Genomic DNA, 21,332 nt, shown 5'->3' with positions numbered 1-21,332 from the left:
ATCTTAGAACTTAATCTAAAATTTTTTATTTTAAAAATTTCTTTTTGTCTATTTTTTTAAAATACATAAATATAATTACAAAAACTAAAACACTTATGGATACTATTGATATTAAGATTTTGCTGATTTTAGATATAGATTTAAACCTAGTTTCATCTTCTTTATTTTTTTCTAAATTTCTATCATAGTTGACTTTAATTTCATTACCATCATTTCTTATTTGTATCTCATCAACCTTTACCCAATTATCAAAATCTCTTAAATCCATAAACTCTATATTTTGTTTTTCTAGGTATTCTATTGTATCTTTCAAATATTTTATATCTAAATACGAATGAAAGAAAAAACCGCCACTAAAGCCTCTGACAATAGATACTGTATCTAAATTTTCTTTTATATTTTGAAAAGTAAACTTATCCTCTGGGTCTATATATCCCAAATTCTCAGGTACAAATATATTAAACTCTTCTGTATCCCTAATAACATAGGGATATGTATTTGTGCTAAATTTTTTATCATTATTTTGATGTTGTCCTACATAAGTAGAAAAATATTTTTTTAATTCTTTATATCCTTCAGATTCTATTGCATAATGAGGAGCTTCAAATGCAAGAGGATAAATCCCATTTTCTATACATATTCTAAGCCCTTTTAAAACTCTATCTTTCACAAAAATTGTCATATTTTCTTTTAATGGAGCATCTTTTTCCCCATCCCAAAATTCATATCCTTCTCCAGAAACTTCTTCATTTTTATATTGATGAGTGTATCCATGTAATATCACTGTACCACCCTTATCTTGCATGTATTTTACTGCTTTAACAATCTCAGGGCTTTCTGATAAAGTAGTTATTCTATGATTTTTAGGATTTACATAAGCTGGTATTAAAGCAATTGTAAATGGTATGTTCTTATTGCTTAAATAATCAGCTATTTTTATTAATTCTTTTGGTTCTCTAAATGCATGTACATCTTCTATTCTTACAAATATGCGACCATTATTGAAGGTTTCAATATCAAACACATCATTTAGTGAATCACAAAATATATAAAATAAAACACCATCTAAATCCAACTTTGACACATAGAAAAGATTTTTGTCATTTACAATATACGGATATTCATTTACTGTATCACTAATAGTTCCTATAATTTTATTGCTTTTATCTGTTGATTTTACAATATTAAATAAATGGTGTTCATCTAAGTTATACTCTTTACCTTTATAGGTTACACTGTTTATATTATTTGTTTTTTTTACATATTCTAAATTATATTTCTTATATTCCAACAGATTTTCTATACCATATCCTAACCAACAGATGACTCCTTTATAGGAATCTAATGAATTAATTAAGATGTTAGTTTTTTCATCATTAATATATGAATTTTCATTTATCCCTATAATAAATATATGACTATAATAAGTTTTATTTATCTCATTATCATAGTTGCTTAATTTTAATAACTCGATATTTGAGCTAAATCTACCTAATAGAGTTCTTACAATTTTCAATATGTCTTGATTGTAAGATGTTTCTTTCTTAGAATCATAGATAACCAATACCTTATTTGTATTAGAATAAGTTTCTAGTGCATATGAGTGTATATTAAAATTTGACATTATCAATACTATTAAAAGCACAATTAATACTTTAGATAAATTTTTATTGTAAGTTTTAAACATCATACTGCAATTCCTCTTCAACCATATTCTTAAAATTTATACTATCTCCAAAAGTATCTCTATACTCTAAAATTGCAATTTTCACATCTATATTTACATATTTTCCTTTATCATTTAAATCTAAGTTTAACTCTTTTATCCTCTTCTTTATTCTATCTCTAACAACCTTTGAACCTTCTAATGCTGTGTTTGGCATCAGTATTCCTATCATATCTTTTTGTAAACTGTATATTATATCTTCATTTCTTGTACACTCTACAATATTTGAACTAATATATTTTACTATTTTGTTAGTTTTACTTTCACCAAATATAGTCTGTAGGTTTTCATAATATGGTAGTTTTACTATCATAAGAGAAAAAGTAGTAGTATGTCTGACTGACTTACTTATTTCCATATTTACATCATTATAAAAAATTTTTAAGTTTCTAAGCCCAGTTTCATTATCTATAGTTACTAGTTCCTCATATTGTTCAGTTAATTTTATATTTGTAAGTTGTAATTCATTTATATTTTTATTTATATTTCCCATTATAATTGAAGATATTGGTACTGCTATTATCCATATATATGATATAAACTCAATATCTATATTATGAGTAATATTGTTATATAAAATATAGGACGTATATATAAATATAATTATTGAACTTGTTATTAAACCAACTACTGAGTTTGATAAATAAGTTAACATTATTATAAAAAAAATAACTGATAACATTATAAATACATTCAATTTATTTTCTGTTCTAATAGATAGTATTACTATCCCAACAATTAAAAATATAAAAACAAACAAACTTAACATTAATAAATCTATCTTTTTATTTGTCCCATTCATTTTTTATAAATTTACACCTCCAATTATTTTATTAAGTTGCCCATTTTTTCTAATTATTATTAAAATCAATATGCAAATAATTTTTTAACTTAGTAAAAATAAATTAAATTATATATGTATATAAATAATAAAAAAACAAACAAATATTTAACATTAATGTTCTCTATTTGCTTATCTTCAAAATAATTATCATGTATGTATTCATAGTAAATAAATTATATATATCTATAACATATACATATATAGATATAAGTAAAAAAAATAAAACTGTTCAATAATTAGAAAATAATTTCTAAATAAGAACAGTTTTATTAAGTAAATATTATTAAATAAATAATACTCTATTTTGATTTTAACTCTATCCAAGCTTTATCGTATAACTTGATATTTTCACCAATATCTTCAAAAGTTTCACATTTAGCAAGCACATCTTTAGATGGATATGCAACAGGATTGCTAGTTATTTCTGGGTCCAATAACTTTAGTGCTCCTGTATTAGGTGTTGAATATCCAATGTATTCAGCATTTACTTTTGCATTTTCTGGGTCTAACAAGAAGTTTATAAATAACTCAGCTTCTTTTTTATTTTGTGCTGTTGTAGGTACACACATAGCATCCACCCACTTGTTCGTACCTTCTTTAGGTATAGCATAGTCAAGGTCAGGATTTTGATCCATCAATGTAACTGCATCTCCAGAATACAACATCCCCATTGCGACTTCTCCACCTAATAATCTGTCTTTTCCTTCATCGTTTACATATGCTAGGACTAAATCCTTCTGCTTTATTAAAAGATTTTTTGCTTCATTTATTTCTTTTGGATTTACACTATTCATACTGTATCCTAATTTTTTAAGAGTTATCCCTATAGTATCTCTAACAGAGTCAAACATCATCATGTTTCCTTTGTATTTTGGATTCCAAAGTATATTCCAACTATCTATAGGCTCTTTAACTTCTTTTTTATTATATAATATTCCAAGAGTACCCCACATATATGCAACACTATATTCGTTAGTTTCATCATATACAGGATTTAAAAAACTCTTATCTAAATACTTCATATTAGGTATGTTTTTAAAATCTATTTTTTCCAAAAGACCTTCATTTTTCATTTTTTCCACCATATAATCCGATGGAAAAACTAAATCATAATGAGTACTACCACTCTTAACCTTTTGATACATCATTTCATTAGTATCATAAGTTGAATATTGAACTTCTATTCCTGTTTCTTTTTCAAACTTATCTATAAGAGATTCATCTATATAATCACCAACATTATATACATTTAGAACCTTTGTAGAATCTGTTGATTTATTGCATCCTGTAAATAAAGTAGCTGTAATCATACCTACAGTTACAAGGGATATTATTTTCTTAAACTTAATCATTATTTAGTCCCCCTTACTATAGATTCTTTTTTATTAGCCAATAGAAGTAATCCTAAAACCACTGCAAACATTATCGTTGATAATGCATTTATTTCAGGCTTTATACCTCTTCGAGCCATTCCATAGATTTCTATAGAAAGATTACTTACACCATTTCCAGCATTAAAGAAACTTATTATAAAGTCGTCTATTGACATAGTAAATGCAATTAAAAATCCAGAAACTATACCTGGTTTTATTTGTGGTAAAATTACTTTTCTAAGAGCATACATAGGTGTTGCTCCCAAGTCCATAGCTGCATCTTCTATATTATCAGGTAATTGCTTCATTTTTGGTAAAACTGAAAGTATAACATATGGCAAACAAAACATTATATGTGCTAATAACATTGTTGTAAAACCAAATTCCATTTTTACAAATACAAATAGACTCATAAGGGCTACTGCTGTAACTATTTCTGTATTTAAAATAGGAAGGTAGTTTACATTCAGTATTAATTTTTTACTCTTCCCTCTCATCTTATGTATTCCTATAGCACTTATAGTTCCTACTATTGTTGATATTACGGATGCTAATATAGCTATCACAACAGTGTAATATAAAGCACTCATTATACTTTCATTTTGAAGTAATTGACCATACCACTTCCATGTAAATCCATTCCATCTTGCCATTGATTTTGAATCATTAAAAGAAAATAGTACCAATGCAAATATGGGTGCATACAAAAATAAGAATACTAATGCTAAATATATATTAGAAGTTATTTTCTTTAATTTTAAAATAGTAACCCACCACCTTCTTTGTCAGATTCATCTCCAAATTTTGACATTATCGACATGGATATTAATATTACTATCATCATAAATATTGATATAGCTGAGCCAAAGTTCCAATCTCCAACAACTGTGAATTGTTGTTCAATCAAATCTCCAACTAACATTATTTTGCCTCCACCTAGCAGTCTTGATATTGCAAAAGTAGTAACTGCTGGCATAAATACCATAGTTATTCCAGACATTACCCCAGGCAGACTCAAAGGAAATATAATTTTTCTAAATACTGTCATGTTATTTGCACCTAAGTCATGAGCAGCATTTATTAAATCATTATCCATCTTTGAAAGTGCTGTATATATTGGAAGAACCATAAATGGTAAAAAGTTATATACCATACCTAAAAGTATAGCAACATTAGTATACAAAATTGCTAATGGCTGTATTCCAAACCATCCTAAAAACGTATTTAAAAGTCCATTTTTTCCTAATATAGCTACCCATGCATATGTTCTTAAAAGAAAGTTCATCCACATAGGAAGAATAAACAACAGTATTAATGAACCTCTTCTACTTACATGAGCTTTTGAGATTATATATGCCACTGGATAACCAACTACAAGACATATCAATGTAGCTACTCCTGCTAAAAGAATAGAGCGAGCAAATACTTTAATATATATAGGGTCTATTACTTCTTTATAATTCTCAAGTGTAAACACATAACCTGTACTTGAGTCTTTTGTAAAACTGAAAAATACTACTAGTATTAAAGGAATTATTACAAATATCGCACTCCAAACTACATATGGATATGCTAAAAAAGATTTCTTCTTCATATTAGTTACTCTCTTTTCTCATTATATGGATGTCTTCTGGATATATATCCATGCCTAGTTCTACTCCAACTTCAGCATTTTTGGTATTATGAAGTATCCACAATCTTCCATTTTCATTTAATTCTATTTCATAGTGCACTCCTTTAAATACTGTAGATGTAACTTTCCCCTTTAACATTCCTTCTTCTGGCTTTACCATTTTTATATCTTCTGGTCTTATTACTACTTCTATATTTTCATTTTTTTCAAATCCTTTATCTACGCATTCAAACTCTCTCTTACAGAAATTTACTTTATAATCTTCCATCATAATTCCATCAAATATATTACTTTCACCTATAAACTTCGCTACAAATGAATTTTTAGGTTCATTGTATATGTCTTGAGGTGTACCCATTTGTTGTATTTTACCTTTATACATTACAACAATAGTATCTGACATAGTAAGAGCTTCTTCTTGGTCATGAGTTACAAATACAAATGTTATTCCTAACTTTTTTTGAATTCTTTTTAATTCTATTTGCATTTCTTGTCTTAATTTTAAATCTAATGCTCCAAGTGGCTCATCTAACAACAACACTTTTGGTTCATTTACTAAAGCTCTTGCTATTGCAATTCTTTGTTGTTGACCTCCACTTAATGAGTCTACTTGTCGTCTTTCAAATCCTTCTAATGCAACAAGTTTTAAAACTTCTTTTACTTTAGTATCTATTATATCTTTTGGAGTTTTTTTAATTTTCAAGCCAAAAGCTACATTTTCATATACATCCATGTGTGGAAATAAAGCATATTTTTGAAAGACTGTATTTACTTGTCTTTCATATGGTGGTAAATTATTTATTTCTTTACCTTCAAATAAAACTTTGCCATCATCAGCATACTCAAACCCTGCTATTATTTTTAATGTAGTAGTCTTTCCACATCCACTTGGCCCAAGTAAAGTTAAAAACTCATTTTTCTTTATATCTAAATTGAAATTATCTAAAACAGTAAGTTCCTCATAATGCTTAGATATATCTCTTAATTCTATTATATTTTCTACCAATTATTAAACACCTCTATTCTAAAATGATGGTGGCGTACTTACCCAAATCACTTTTGCTGTCGTTTTTCCTTCGTTTGATATATAGTGATTTGCTCTTGGTCTAAAGTAAAAGCTTTCTCCTTTTTTTACCTTATTTTTCTTTTCGCCTATATGAACATATATTGAACCTGCTAGTACATATCCAAATTCTTCACCTTCATGTGGCTTTTCTTCTTTATATTGTCCACCTGGATACAATGTTATTATTATTGGCTCCATTTCATTTTTTTGTGAATTTGGAATTAACCACTTTAATTTATATTTTAAGTCCTCATCTTCAGTTTCAAACATGTCTTCTTTTGTAAAACTAATTCTTTCGTCATCTATTTCATTAAAAAATTCCCTTAAATTTGTACCTAATATCTCAAGTATATCTATAAGGGTAGCTATGGATGGTGATGTTAAGTTATTTTCTAGTTGAGAAATAAATCCTTTTGACAATTCACATCTATTAGCTAACTCTTCCTGGGTCAGTTGTTTTTCTGTTCTTAATCTTTTTATCTTTTCACCTATATCCATGTTGCACCTCCTAATTTGTGTTTTATTTTACTAAACATTTTGTTTACTAAACATTGAGTTTAAAATTTGTAAACAACATAGGTAATTATATATAAAATTCAGATATAATACAAGACTTTTTTGCTAATTTTTTTATTTTTTTAGTTAGAATAAATACAAGTATTTTAAAGGCTTTGAAAATACACAATTTGAATGTGTTTATATTAATATCTATAAAGTTTAGTATCTCTAATTATAAATAAATCAATTCATCTAACATATATAAAAGCTTTTAAGGTCTTAGAATATGTTAAGTAAATAAAAAATTGCTAAAAATCTATATTTTATAGTTTTTTAGCAATCCATATCTTTTAATATTTGAAATTTTATATATTTACAAGAAAATTTTTATTTATAATTACTATATACTCTTAATTAATTCTTTATAGGACTATTTAGCCATATTTTGAGTGGCAGGTTTTTTATCTCCACTCATATATAATTTTATAAATTTTATATCATCTATTATAAATCTATGTTTAATTTTACTACAATCTAATTTAAACAAATTAAATAATATTTGTGTAAGATATCCTAGGCCAAATGCACTTATTATAGTTCCTATACCAACTTTTCCACCTAAGAAAAATCCAACTATTAATGCACCAACTTCTATAGTTCCTCTTATTAAGTTAAGTGATTTTCCTGTTTTCTTTTGAAGAGCAACCATCAAACCATCTCTAGGTCCACTTCCTAGACCACTTCCCATATAAAATACCATTCCAAGAGCTACAAGCCCCAAACCTAAAATCAACATAATTATTCCTATTAATACACTATCAGTCTTTGGAATTAAGTTAGTGTATAGAAGTAAATCCATAAAAAAGCCAATTAATAACATATTAAATACAGTTCCCCATCCTACATTTTCACCAAGAATAACATCAGCTATAACTACTATAGAGCCTACAATTATAGAGGCAGTCCCTATAGTTATTCCTACATGATTTGAAAGACCTTGATGAAACACATCCCAAGGAGATAAACCAAGGTTACAATTTATCGTCAATACTATACCAATTGAACATATAAATAGACCTAAAACCAGCTTTGAAAATTTCCATAATACTTTTTGTAACAAAATCTACCCCTCCTAAACATAATTTAACTACTCACCTTAAATACCAAAAGTCAGCAGTTTTCATACAAAAATCCTATTTTATAAATTTTATAATACAACTCTATGATACATCATTTTATGCTAAATAACTACCATTTTATTACAATTTGGTTACAAATTTTCAGATTATTTTTTCGAAGAGATAATTTATATATTTCTATGTTGAAATTCTATATTTTAAAATCTTTTTTAGGCCTATTTATAATGAAATAGTAAAACCTAATGTGAGATTTTAAATTAATATAAAGCAAAAAAATACTGTTAAGAAAGTAGTTGCACTTAACAGTATCAGTATTTATCTATTTTTATTTTATTTTGACTTTATAAATTTTCTTCTATTTATTTTTGATATACATACTAACATAACCGACATAACTAACATAGAAGTTCCGCCTAAAACCAATTTAGAGCATGCTGTTGTTTTACTCATAGAACCTCCTCCTTTGCCTCCAAAGTTTCCAGCTTCTTTTGGACTACCTTGATTTCTATCCATTTTCATATTACCATTTTGCTTATTATTCGTATCGCCTTTATCCATATTTCCCATACCTGGCGGCGTATTACCATCCATTCCTTCAGGTGGTTCTGGCATTCCATTCATACCTTCATCAGCTTCTTTCATGTCTTTATTATCACTTGAATTCTCACTATCAGAGGTTTCCTTCGTTGAAGAAGACTCTCCACTTAATTGAGCTTTTATTGTTTTACTCATACTTTCTGCTACCTCTAAAACTCCTGGTATTGATTTTCCTCCTTTACCCATAGGACTTTCTAAATTTTCTTTACTCTTATCGTCACTTTCATTGTTATTTGTACTATCTTTGTTATTTGTATTATTCTTATCTTCATTATTGTCTACAGCTTGACTATCTGCATTATTTTTAGTTTCACTTAAAGTAAGTTCCGCATTGACTTCTTTTTCATCACTTTTATTTTCGTTATTTTCATCATTAGAATCTTTATTATTAAATTCTTGATTGCCAAAGCCCTTATTACCACCTTTATCATCATTAGAACTTTCAATTGAAGATGTTATATTTTTTTCAAATTCTTCATATGTATAAAATGCTGTTGGGTCTTCTTTTACATATGATACTATTAAGTCATGTACTTTTGTTGTCATATTTTCTAGATAATCTGAACCTAAATATTTTGTTACTATCTCTTCTAGATATTCATGGTATTTTGTTTTATATGTCTCATTTTTTAATAATGCAGATATTAGAGGTCTGTCTTCTAAATTACTTGTCGTTGGTTCATCAATATATATTGATTGCCCATCTCCGCTTTTACCAGTACCACCAAACCCACCAAATGACATATTAAAATCCCATGGTAACATAGAAAATACTCCATCTTGCTCATACAGATAGTAATTGTGAGCAAAATTACCTTGATAGCTATCGAGATTTAACAAAGCTGTATTTATTGCTATATTTTTAAGAACAGAATCTACATCAAGATACTTTTCAATGTCTTCACCTGTATCTAGAGATTTTAATAGTTTTGTGACCTTAGACCAATCAGCTGTTTTTTTATCACTTTCAACGATTAAATTTGAATAACTTTCTGAATCATCTCCATTGTACTGCAATGAAGCGCCTTCATCAGACTTGTATAAATCACCTGTTACATCTCCAAAGTTATTTTCAAGATAAGATTCTTTTAATCCTTCCACTGCTAAATATAAACCATGATATTCACCATTTATAGAAACCTTTGCATATGCAAATTCTGGAGTAGCTAATCCCATATCTTCACAAATACTATATGTTATAAACTCTCTCATATAAGAGGGGTCAGAGTAACAGTTATTAAGATTTAATTGAGTAAGCCCTTCCATACTTTGACTAGTGTTATATTTATCAAAATTAATCTTATAACTATATCTATCACTATCACTATTTGCTACAGATGTAAGACTTGAATTTCCTTTAGTCCTGATTCCAACATTTCCATATGCATCACCATCTACGGTTACTTTTGCAACTTTAAATTCTTCTTTTATAGCATTTTCATTCATATCTTTTAAATCACTATCATCTATTTCTATATTAATTTCCATAACTTTATCTCTATCAAAATATTTTTCAATATACGCATCACTATATAAATCAACACCTTTATTTCCAGATATACTGTATATTCCAACTATTGCGCATAAAAATACAACCATAAATGAGATAAGAAGGGTAAGTTTTTTATCTTTCATAAAAGATTACTCCTCTCTATGCTACATAATCACCATTGTAACTTACAAGAACTGCATTAGTAACTCCATCTACTTGACTTAAATCATTTATAAGACTTGTTTCTCCATCTTTCATTCTAACTTCAAACACCAACTCTATTCCTTTTTCTGGTGTCACGCTCTTTGATTTTATTTGATATTTAGAAAATACCCTTTTGATTTTGTCAGTTGCAATGTCTTCTGAATCTTCATTATTACAATTTACCATTAATATATATGGTGTTTCAGAGATTGTTTTGTTTGAAAAGAAGATTAAAATTAATCCCATAATTACTGAACCCATTACAGCTAATGGAATTAAACCTGCACCCAAAACTATACCTGAACCCAATGACCAAAATAGAAATACTAAATCCATTGGGTCTTTAATTGCTGTTCTAAATCTTACTATAGATAAAGCCCCAACCATACCTAGAGATAAGACTACATTTGATGTAACTGCCAATATTACAAAAGTTGTAAGCATAGTGAGTGCTACAAGTGATACATTAAATGGTCGAGAGTACATAATTCCCATATATGTCTTCTTATAAACCATATATATAAACAAACCTACTAAAAATGCTGAGCCTAGAGCTAAAGCACTATCCACAAATGAAAAACCTGATACGTTTTCTATAAAACTTGACTTAAAAATATCGTTAAATGTCATAATTAAAATCATCCTTCCTATTTCTTCGTTTTTTCTTTAAATTTTATTTAAACATGTCTTTATCTAAATCTTAAATTTTTATTCTTATGTATATAACCTACTTGATGCATACTTTGAAACAGCTGTAGAAGTAGTCTTATTAATTTGAACTAAATCTTTTATAAAGTCTGGTATAAATTCGTCATATTTAACTTCCAATACAGTCATATTTTCGTCAATAACTGAAACAGTTGGCAATTCTTTATTAAATAAATCTGTTGAGTTTACAGCAGTTTTAATGTCACTATCAATTGTCACTCTTACATTCCCAACTGGATAAACAAAAGCTTCTCTATCGTAATCGACTATACTTTTTGCCTCCAATCTTTCACATTTTATCTTTAGATAAAACTCCCTTAATAAACAGTTTGTTGATTCTTTTAAGAATTCAATATCATTATTTAATATCTTCAATACTTCTTTTTTAGTTAAACTAGCTGACAGCTTTGATGTCATATTATAGTGCTTTATTTTTTTTTCTAATTTTATAAAAGAACAATCATTATTATAAAATCTTATTCTAAACTTTTCTCTTATTGCAACACCATTTAACTTATCAAGAAGAGCTTTATCTTCTGGTGTATCAAAATATAAACTTCTAATAAGATATTTTCCATCTTTTGATGCATTTGCATCTTTTTTCATTATTGGATAAAGTCTTGATTTCAAAGCTAACACATCCGCTTCAGTTATTTTATGTTTCATTTCAAATCTGTAGTTTAACTTTTTATCCATTTTTATCACCTCTCAATTTCTTAACTATATTTGATTTATTTTATATTTAGAGTATACTTTACTCGGCTTTGTTAAATCTCCGTAAAATAAGTGCATCTTTATGGCATATATGTGGCAAAGAAAGTTTTCCAGATAATTTAATGTTTCCAATTTTATCTCATGCTTAAACTTTACATTGTAATGACAAAATAAATAGGCTATATAGAATACACCAATATTTTGTATTCTACATAGCCTTTATTCATGTTACTTATTTTCAAAGTAAGTCATTGAGTTGGATTTATTCTCTAAAAATCATGGAATATAGATTATGAATCTTCCATTAAATTATACAACTTCTTCATCATATTCTCTTGAAAATTGACTATTATAAAGTTCCTCATAAAATCCTTTATTCTCAAGAAGCTCTTTATGGCTTCCTTGTTCAATAATAGTACCTTCTTTCATTACTAATATTAAATCTGCATCACGAATAGTTGATAATCTATGTGCGATAACAAAGCTAGTTCTTCCTCTCATCAAGTTATTCATAGCCTTTTGAATTTCAACTTCTGTCCTAGTATCTACACTAGAAGTTGCTTCATCTAGAATTAACACTGATGGGTCTGAAAGTATTGCCCTGGCAATTGTTAAAAGTTGCTTTTGACCTTGAGATAAATTAGAAGCATCTTCAGTCAATATAGTATCATATCCTTTAGGTAAAGTCCTTATAAAATGGTCTACTCTTGCTGCTTTTGCTGCTCTTACAACATCTTCCATTGTAGCATCTGATTTACTGTATGCAATATTTTCTTTTATGCTTCCATTAAATAGCCATGTATCTTGAAGTACCATTCCAAACATCGTTCTAAGTTCTCCACGTTTTAAGTCCTTTATATCAATACCATCAATAGTAATTCTACCCTCTTGTATCTCATAAAATCTCATAAGTAAATTTACAAGAGTCGTTTTTCCGGCTCCTGTTGGTCCAACAATTGCAATCTTACCTCCTGCATTTAACTTAATATTAATATCTTTCATAAGAATAGAATCATCATTATATCCAAATTTAACATGTTCAAATTCTACCTTACCTTTAGGTATATTTATAACTTTTGAAGGCTCTTTATCTTTTACCTCCTCTATTTCATCCATTACTCCAAATACTCTCTCAGCAGATGCAATTGCTGCTTGAAGCATATTTGTAATATAAGATATTTCTGTGGTAGGCTCTGATGATTGATTTACATATTGAATAAATGCCTGTATACTACCAAGAGTCATTGTTCCATTTGCTGCAAATATACCACCTACAACTGCTATAACCACATACCCAATTTGATTTACAAATCTAATGATTGGAGATATTGAATATGATGAGAATTGTGCTTTTCTACTAGCATTATAAAGATTTTGATTTACTATTTTAAAGTTTTTAATAGTATCTTCTTCTTTACTAAACGCCTTAACTACTACTTGACCAGTAAACATCTCCTCTATATTACTATTTAATTCACCTAAAGCCTTTTGGTTTTCTGAAAATCTTTTTTGTGATTTCCCCGCAATTACAATAGTAATGCATAGCGAAACACCTAATGTTATAGCTGATACTATTGTAAGTGACATACTTATGTTTATCATCATAACTATAGAACCAATCACCGTAACTACTGCTGTAATAAGTTGCATTAATCCTTCTTGCAGGCTATCTGCAACCTTTTCTAAATCATTTGTAACTATACTAAGAGTTTCTCCCTTTTTATGTGAGTCATAATACTTAAGAGGAAGTTTATTTAGCTTATCACTTAAATCTTTTCTCATACTAAGAACTAAATTTTGTGCAACTCCTGACATAATATATTGTTGTATATATATAAATACTGAACTAAGAAGATACAAGCTTAAAAGTACTGATATTATACCTCCCATAGTACTAAAGTTTACACTAAATTTTGTGCCAGTTTGAACTGCCGTTTTTATTCCATTAAATAGTTGGTCAATAGCTTTTCCCATAATCATTGGTGCTAAAACCGTAAGAGCTGAACTTATTAATACTGCAATAAAAATTGTCAGTATTTTAAACTTTTGTTTTGCCATATATTTTAATAGTCTTTTTGTAGTTTTTTTTGCGTCCTTAGCTTTTTCTGCTGACATACCATCTTCAAAACTAAGTACATCTACTTCTTTTTTTTCTACTATATTTTCACTCATATTACACCTCCAAATAAACAAATTGAATTTCTCTTTTGCTATGCAAGTTCTTCTTTACTAAGCTGTGAATCTGCAATTTGCTTATAAACATCACATTTTCTAAGTAAATCTTTATGTTTACCAATACCTACAATTTTACCTTCATCTAAAACTATAATTTGATTGGCATCCATGATTGTACTTATACGTTGTGCTATAATTATAGCTGTTGAATCTTTAATTTCATCTTTTAATGCTCTTCTAAGTTTTTTATCTGTCTTAAAATCTAATGCAGAAAAACTATCATCAAATATATATATTTCTGGCTTTCTAACTAATGCCCTTGCAATAGAGATTCTCTGCTTTTGTCCACCAGATAAATTATTTCCACCCTGAGCTACAAATGAATCATAATTATCTTCCATACTAGAAATAAATTCATCAGCTTGAGCTATGTTTGCTGCATGTTTTATTTCTTCAATACTTGCATCTTCTTTTCCATACTTTATATTTTCTTCTATTGTTCCACTAAACAAGAATGCTTTTTGTGGTACAAATCCAATTTTATCTCTAAGCTCTTTTTGAGACATATTCTTAACATCTTGACCATTTATAGATATCTCACCTTCTTGAATTTCAAAAAAACGTGGTATTACATTTGCAATCGTAGATTTGCCAGAGCCAGTACTTCCTATAATTGCAGTTACTTCTCCAGATTTTGTTTCAAATGTTATATCGCTTAAGACAGGTTCCTCTGATTCTGAATATGAAAATGTTACATTCTTAAAGACTAAATGCCCTCTTTCTGAAATAATATTTTCAGAATTATTTCCATCTACAATTTCAGGTACTATGTCTAATATTTGATTTACTCTATCTGCACAAGCCCCTGCTCTGGGTATGTACATAAATACCATTACTGCCATGATTAGATAAAATAAAATTAAAATACAATACTCAACTAAAGCCATTATATGACCTATTTCCATATTTCCATTACTTACTCTTATTCCACCAAACCAAATAATACTTACTATACCTAAATTCATTATTAACATTACAATAGGCATAAGTACTGCAAATATCTTATTTATTGAAATTGCTGTTTGAGAATAATCCACTGCTGTTTTATCAAATCTATTCTTTTCAAAACTAGTTCTATTAAAAGCTCTTATAACTCTTACTCCAGTTACAGCTTCACGTAACACTCTATTCATATTATCCATTTTTGTTTGCATTATCTTAAATAATTTGATAACTCTTTTACCAACTAAGCATGCAAACAGCATGAATAAAACCATTATTATAACAATAATAATTGTCATTACTCTATCTATAGAATAAGCTAAAAATAATCCAGAAATAGTTATAATTGGTGCTGGTAACACCAACTCAATAAACATAAATAAAGATTGCCCTATTAAAGTAATATCACTAGTACTTCTAGTAATCATAGATGCTGTACCTATTTTATTAAAGTCATTTATTGATAATTCTTGAGCTTTTATAAATACTGCTTCTCTAATATCTCTACAAAATCCTGATGAAAGATTTGCTGATACTTTACATACTAATACAGCTGATAGAGCTGTTATTCCTGCTACTATTAGCATTAATACACCTGTTTTTACAATATAATCTATATCTCCTTTTACTACACCGTTATTTACTATACTCGCGGTAAGAGTTGGTATATATAAAGTTCCAAGTGTTTGCAAAAACGTAAATATTAACATTGTAACAATTAAAATCCTATAAGGTTTTAAAAAACGAATTAATTTTTTCATACTTTCACACTCCTTTACAAAATATTATGATAAACTATACTGTAACAGGATAGTCAAGGAGGAATTTTAATTATGAGCCAAAATTCAAAAAATTACTTTAGCACTGGTGAATTTGCAAAGATTTGTGGAGTCAATAAAAAAACACTTTTTCATTATGATGATATAGGTCTTTTCTCTCCAGAATTGAAAAAAGAAAATGGGTATAGATACTACTCATACCATCAACTTAGTATTTTTAGCATAATCTCATCACTTAAAGAAATAAAAATGCCTTTAAAAGAAATTAAAACTTATATAGATAAACGAACTCCTAGTTTGTTAATTGAACTTTTAGAAAAAAAGAGTATTGATATTAACAATGAAATTGAAAAATTAAACAATATTAAGACTTTAATGGAATCCACTATTGCACTTACTAAAAAAGCTTGTGATATTGATATAAATACTATTACTTTAGAAGAACATGAAGAAGAATACATAGTTAAAAGTCCTCTTATAGAAACAGAACAATTTATGGGAGATGATGAAGAGAAATTCTTATATGAATGTATCAATTTTATGGATAACTATGAATTAAGTGATGATTGCTTGATTGGTTCGATTATTAAAGGTGAGGATATACTAAATAAAAATTTCGAGTCATATTCACACTTGTTTACTAAAGTTAATCGTGAATACAAAAAATGTCCAATATCAATCAAACCAAAAGGACTCTATGTAACTGCTTATCATAAAGGAAGTTATGATACACTTGAAACAACTTATGAAAAACTATTAAATTTTTTTAAGGATAATGATTTACGTATAGGAGACTTTGTTTATGAAGAATATCTTCTATATGATATAAGTATTCGAGATATTGATGAATATATAACTCAAATCTCAGTTGAAGTTAAACAACTTTAAAAATAACTACAACTGATTTTGCTTTTACACAAAACTTAAACTTAAATTAGTATAATTATCAGAAATCACCCTATTTAATTCTTTGACTCTTTTATATAAGTTTATCTCTATAAATTAACTATATAGACAAATAAAAAAGTGATAGTTAAATATAGCTATCACTTTTTCATCCATTAATTATAAGGATATAAATTTAAAGTTATTCTAAACGTTAACCAATTTATATATGTAAAGGTACTTCTTTCTATTCTATTAGATTCATTTTATTTTCTTCTTTTCCCATCTATTTTTTGATTTTTGATAAATTAAATAAGCAGTAATTGTATATAAACATGAAAACAAAGAAGCAAATCCAGAAACTCGTGTAAGACCTAAAATACCTCCAATTCCAAATCCAAAGGTAAAAATTATAACAGCAATTCCACCTAAAAAAGCAATGCTTGCAAGAATAATCAAAATAATTTTCTGCCAAAATATAGTCACACACAAAGTAATAACAAAATATACTACTGCTTCAATCAACAATAATGAACCAAGATAAACAGGTGATACGTGGATTAAGTAACGTGAAAAAGCTATTGAGTGAAGTCCAAACACAATAAGTAAAATTGCTATAATAAGACTTCCATAGTTAAAAAGGTGTTTTGCACCATTTTCTAAGATAAAATCCACAATCCGCAAAACACCACATAAAATCATATATCCAACAATAACATAAAACATGCCTCCAAGAAGAAATTCAGGGAATATTAAAAGTGCAATTCCCATGCCTCCAAGAAAAACCGCTCGCAGTATTGCATGCTTTGTAAACTGTTTATAGAGTAATAAATTCATAATCAATCCCACCTCTCTTGGAAGGTATGATACCATGTAAACATTACTCTCACATGAATCTCTACTTACAATTTTGTAATGTTAACCATCTTTCTGCATCTTCATAAAGCTTATCAACCATTTCTTTTCTATCTATTCCAGGAAGTTCTTGATTTATTTTATATCCATCCTTACTCAACATATAAGAAAGATTTGCATACGTTGGTCTATAATTTTTTATTTCACTCTTAGAAACTTTGACATCACTATTCTGATAAACTGGTAAAAGTATATCTTTTTCGTATATAGCATCCATAGATACTATATACCACATATCATCTATCTTTTGAGTTTTATACACAAGCTTAACATCTGACTGAAGTTCAACTAAATTTCCATCTATCTCATTTCTAATATGAATAGCCGCCATTGTAATTGATACTGCCTTATTATTATTTATCCAAACTACTGTATTATAAACTTTATGAGGTGCATAAGACTTCATCTTACTTGATTCTTCTACAAAACCTTCTCCACTCCCTTGGTACCAAGATATTGATACTGTTGAATCTTTTGCAAAACATTTTTTCATTTCATCCCACAATGCATTATCTCTACAAAATCTCTCAAATTCTATAAGTTCTTTTACACTATTTTTATCTATTATATCTTGTATAGAATTATTCTCTAGTCTTTTTAATAACATATTTTTAATCTCCTTTAGTATAATATTTCTTTTATTTTTTTACCTATATTCATCTAATAATACTCAAGCTACTATCTTACTCTCTTACCTTTTATCCATACACCTTCTATATTTCTAGTTGCTGTTATATCTTTAGTTGGGTCTCCCTCAACCATTACTAAATCGGCTCTTTTTCCCTCTTTTATTACTCCACGGTCATCAAGTTCTAATAATTTTGCTGGTAAACTTGTTGTACTCTTAAGTACTTCAGTTGTAGTAAGCCCTGCTCTAACTAATAATTCAAACTCACGATGAAGGGATTCTCCATGCTTTACTATGCTGACAGAGTTTTCATCATTATTTGAATCAGTACCAGCTAGTATATCTACTCCAGCTTTTTTCAGTGCTGCTGTATTTTCTATTGCTGTTTCTAATCTAATATCTTCTCTTCCTGTGACTTTATTTATATTTGATGCTATTTTTTCCATCATAACTATTGTTGGAACTGAAATAAGATTTTTATCTTTTATATTTTTAATTACCTCATCAGATAATTTACCTATAAATGGAATGTGATTTATTACATCAACACCTGCTTTTTCTGCATATTCATAAGCTATAGTTGTAGGTGCATGAGCGAATACTTTTTTACCATTTTCATGAGATACTTCAACTACTCTTTTTATAGTTTCAAAATCAAAAGCTGTATTTGATGTTTTTGGATCTTCTATTATAAGCTTTACAAAATCTGCTCCTTGTTTAATTTGTTTCTTAGCAAAATTTTCAGCATCTTCAATAGTGTATATTTTACTGTCTTTAAATCCCATTCCCATAAGGTGAGGATGTGCTGCTGGTGCTACAGGTTCATATACACTACGAATATCTGTTAATCCCTCTCTATTTCTCAAATAATCTACTATCTCTTTACTATCAGTTGCCATATCAAGCATAGTAGTTATACCCCAGTTAGTTGCATCCTCCAGGTTTTTTATACTATCTAAATGTATATGAGAATCAATAAATCCTGGAAGTAAAGTACATCCTTTCCCATCTACAATAATGTCACCAGTTGTTTTTGATGATATTAATCCATCTTCTATAACAATACTTTTTGCTTCTAAGAGCTTTTCTCCATCAAATATTCTAGCATTTGCAATTTCAGTTGTTGCCATAGTCTTACACTCCTTTTATTTTTGAATTTATTAAGACATTTACCTTTTATTAAGTTATTATTTTTATTACTTTGAATCTTTCTTAATTTATATAACTAATTATATATAAATAATTTTATCTAAACTATGTATTACAATTTAAACTTTGTTGTAAAATATATTATAGTGATTGTGCTATAGCACAATCAAATATGATTATAGGAGTTTTAGAATGAAACTAATAGATTTAATGAAAGAAATATCTCAGTATATATCAGTTTTAAAGCCATTTTCAGACGAAGATATAGATATCACCAGCTTAAATATTTATAAAAATAAGCAGACTGAATTTATTTCAGGATGTTTGTATTTAGGAAATATATCGGATATTCCTGTAAATTTGACCAATATAAATTTTTTAGGTATATTTATACAGAATGAAAATAACAGTGATTTGAAAATATACAATTTAAATTCAAATATTTGTATCATAAAGTCTAAAAAAGAAAAATATGACCTTTTTAGTGAACTATTAAATGTCATCAATCAAGAAATACATATTAGTTTATCTTCTCAAAAATTTTTTAATGTAGTCTCTGAAAATAAAGGCATACAATATTTAATTGATATAGCATATGAGGAATTTGGCTATCCTATAATAGTTAGAGATTCTAGCTTCAAAGTCTTAGCTTATTCTTGTAATGTTAAGGATATATTGCAACTTAATGAAGATTCTAATGGTGACACATATTTAAATGAAGAAACTATAAATTACATAAAATATCAAAATATACACAAAAAAATATATTATAACAAATCTACTAAAGATGAAAATAAACCAAATAACTGGCTTGGCACACTAATTTCATCAGTATGTGTAGAAGAAATCGAGGTAGCTCATATAGCCGTCTGTGAATTGAAAATACCCTTTAAGAATTTTCACTTTAAACTATTAGAATCACTTAATAAAGCCATCTCTCTTGAACTACAAAAAAATAATTTATTTAATATAGATAAAAAACTTATTCCTAATTATATACTTTCTGATTTATTGGAAAAAAAATATATAGATGATGATACTATAAGTAAAAGATTTCACTATTTAAATTGGACTAAATCAAATTCATTAAATATAATGGTAATAGTAAACAAGGATAATAATTCTTTTGACAGTAAAGTACCTTTTATTATGCAATCTTTAAGTGCATTTATACCTTCTAATAACTGTGTAGTATATAAATCTGCTTTAGTTGTTTTTATTAATGATTCCTTGATTCCTAATTTAATCGATTGTGAAAATAAGGATTTTATTGATTACTTAAAGCTAAATTCACTTTATGCTGGTATAAGTTCAAAATTCTCAAAGTTATCTGATAGCCATAAATATTATAATCAAGCTAAAAGAGCCAGTGAAATTGCTCAAAAATATGGTATAAATTTTTCTCCATTTGGAAAAAGCATACCATATATACTTTACGAGCTACTTAGTGCAAACTATGATTTATATGATCTTAATCATCCTGCTGTAACTAAATTGATGGAAGAGGATAAAAAAAATGGTTCTAATTTCTTAGAAACTTTAAAACAATATATATACTTCAGTAACTCCCCCAGTAAGGCAGCTAAGATTTTAAATATTCATAGAAATACTTTATTTTATAGAATTAATAAAATAAAGGAAATTACCGGTATTACATTAAATTATGCTGATGAAATACTTCAAATTTATATTTCTATAAGGATGCTTGAAATTAATAAAAAAATAGACTACTTGCCTAAGTGATGTTTACAATTAAAAATAACTACAGCTAGTTTTGTATTTTCACAAAATTAACTGTAGTTCCA

The 21,332-nt window shown here is 27.6% G+C and carries 18 protein-coding genes; 2 read left to right on the top strand and 16 right to left on the bottom strand.

All coding sequences use genetic code 11. The annotated features are described in order from the left end of the window. Positions 1-25: 25 nt before the first annotated feature. The 13 genes from KGF41_RS18980 to KGF41_RS18920 form a co-directional block, all read right to left on the bottom strand. Entirely contained in the window at positions 26-1,690 is a 1,665-nt protein-coding gene (locus KGF41_RS18980) for a DUF2334 domain-containing protein (RefSeq protein ID WP_227830096.1), read from the bottom strand. Beyond that, complete coding sequence (locus KGF41_RS18975; RefSeq protein ID WP_227830097.1) at positions 1,680-2,528, bottom strand: GGDEF domain-containing protein; 849 nt, start codon at positions 2,526-2,528, stop codon at positions 1,680-1,682. The genes KGF41_RS18980 and KGF41_RS18975 overlap by 11 nt, the downstream gene beginning before the upstream one ends. 341 nt (positions 2,529-2,869) lie before the next feature. Then, positions 2,870-3,922 (bottom strand): ABC transporter substrate-binding protein, encoded by a 1,053-nt coding sequence (locus KGF41_RS18970; protein WP_227830098.1) that lies wholly within the window; start codon positions 3,920-3,922, stop codon positions 2,870-2,872. Continuing rightward, positions 3,922-4,596, bottom strand: coding sequence for an ABC transporter permease (locus KGF41_RS18965; protein WP_227436781.1), 675 nt, complete (start codon positions 4,594-4,596; stop codon positions 3,922-3,924). The genes KGF41_RS18970 and KGF41_RS18965 overlap by 1 nt, the downstream gene beginning before the upstream one ends. Positions 4,597-4,700: 104 nt before the next feature. Beyond that, positions 4,701-5,537 carry an ABC transporter permease gene (locus tag KGF41_RS18960; RefSeq protein WP_227830099.1) on the bottom strand — a complete coding sequence of 279 codons (837 nt, stop codon included), beginning with the start codon at positions 5,535-5,537 and terminating at the stop codon, positions 4,701-4,703. Position 5,538: 1 nt separating this feature from the next. Beyond that, positions 5,539-6,582, bottom strand: coding sequence for a spermidine/putrescine ABC transporter ATP-binding protein (potA, locus tag KGF41_RS18955; RefSeq protein ID WP_227830100.1), 1,044 nt, complete (start codon positions 6,580-6,582; stop codon positions 5,539-5,541). An 18-nt stretch (positions 6,583-6,600) separates the two neighbouring features. Further along, positions 6,601-7,140, bottom strand: a complete 540-nt coding sequence (locus KGF41_RS18950; protein ID WP_021383760.1) for a helix-turn-helix domain-containing protein — start codon at positions 7,138-7,140, stop codon at positions 6,601-6,603. Between the two features lie 430 nt (positions 7,141-7,570). Beyond that, positions 7,571-8,260: a hypothetical protein gene (locus KGF41_RS18945; protein WP_227850762.1), complete on the bottom strand. Its 690-nt coding sequence runs from the start codon at positions 8,258-8,260 to the stop codon at positions 7,571-7,573. A 349-nt stretch (positions 8,261-8,609) separates the two neighbouring features. Then, positions 8,610-10,511 (bottom strand): CotH kinase family protein, encoded by a 1,902-nt coding sequence (locus KGF41_RS18940; protein WP_227850763.1) that lies wholly within the window; start codon positions 10,509-10,511, stop codon positions 8,610-8,612. 16 nt (positions 10,512-10,527) lie between these two features. Continuing rightward, entirely contained in the window at positions 10,528-11,202 is a 675-nt protein-coding gene (locus KGF41_RS18935; RefSeq protein WP_413841505.1) for a DUF4956 domain-containing protein, read from the bottom strand. Between the two features lie 84 nt (positions 11,203-11,286). Further along, a complete protein-coding gene (locus tag KGF41_RS18930) occupies positions 11,287-11,976 on the bottom strand; it encodes a polyphosphate polymerase domain-containing protein (protein WP_227830104.1) in 690 nt (229 codons plus the stop codon). Positions 11,977-12,303: 327 nt separating this feature from the next. After that, positions 12,304-14,109, bottom strand: a complete 1,806-nt coding sequence (locus KGF41_RS18925) for an ABC transporter ATP-binding protein (RefSeq protein ID WP_413841514.1) — start codon at positions 14,107-14,109, stop codon at positions 12,304-12,306. 95 nt (positions 14,110-14,204) lie between these two features. Further along, positions 14,205-15,932: an ABC transporter ATP-binding protein gene (locus KGF41_RS18920; RefSeq protein ID WP_227857053.1), complete on the bottom strand. Its 1,728-nt coding sequence runs from the start codon at positions 15,930-15,932 to the stop codon at positions 14,205-14,207. A 72-nt stretch (positions 15,933-16,004) separates the two neighbouring features. On the opposite strand from KGF41_RS18920, the gene KGF41_RS18915 reads away from it, so the two are divergent. After that, positions 16,005-16,838: a MerR family transcriptional regulator gene (locus KGF41_RS18915; protein WP_227857052.1), complete on the top strand. Its 834-nt coding sequence runs from the start codon at positions 16,005-16,007 to the stop codon at positions 16,836-16,838. 258 nt (positions 16,839-17,096) lie between these two features. On the opposite strand, the gene KGF41_RS18910 is transcribed toward KGF41_RS18915, so the two are convergent. From KGF41_RS18910 to KGF41_RS18900, 3 genes are all read right to left on the bottom strand, one after another. Continuing rightward, the gene (locus KGF41_RS18910) at positions 17,097-17,672 is read right to left on the bottom strand and encodes a hypothetical protein (protein ID WP_227857051.1); all 576 of its coding nucleotides are present in this window, start codon (positions 17,670-17,672) and stop codon (positions 17,097-17,099) included. A 61-nt stretch (positions 17,673-17,733) separates the two neighbouring features. Beyond that, positions 17,734-18,357 (bottom strand): hypothetical protein, encoded by a 624-nt coding sequence (locus KGF41_RS18905; protein ID WP_227830109.1) that lies wholly within the window; start codon positions 18,355-18,357, stop codon positions 17,734-17,736. A gap of 71 nt (positions 18,358-18,428) precedes the next feature. Beyond that, positions 18,429-19,508 (bottom strand): amidohydrolase family protein, encoded by a 1,080-nt coding sequence (locus KGF41_RS18900; protein ID WP_227857050.1) that lies wholly within the window; start codon positions 19,506-19,508, stop codon positions 18,429-18,431. Positions 19,509-19,719: 211 nt separating this feature from the next. Between KGF41_RS18900 and KGF41_RS18895 the strand changes: the two genes are divergently transcribed. Then, positions 19,720-21,270: a PucR family transcriptional regulator gene (locus KGF41_RS18895; RefSeq protein ID WP_227830111.1), complete on the top strand. Its 1,551-nt coding sequence runs from the start codon at positions 19,720-19,722 to the stop codon at positions 21,268-21,270. Positions 21,271-21,332: the final 62 nt, after the last annotated feature.

Origin of the sequence: Clostridioides sp. ZZV14-6150 (genome assembly GCF_020657875.1) — a bacterium.
Classification (GTDB): Bacteria; Bacillota; Clostridia; order Peptostreptococcales; family Peptostreptococcaceae; genus Clostridioides.
Note: the sequence above shows the minus strand (reverse complement) of the source record. Positions and strands in the feature narration are given on the sequence as shown.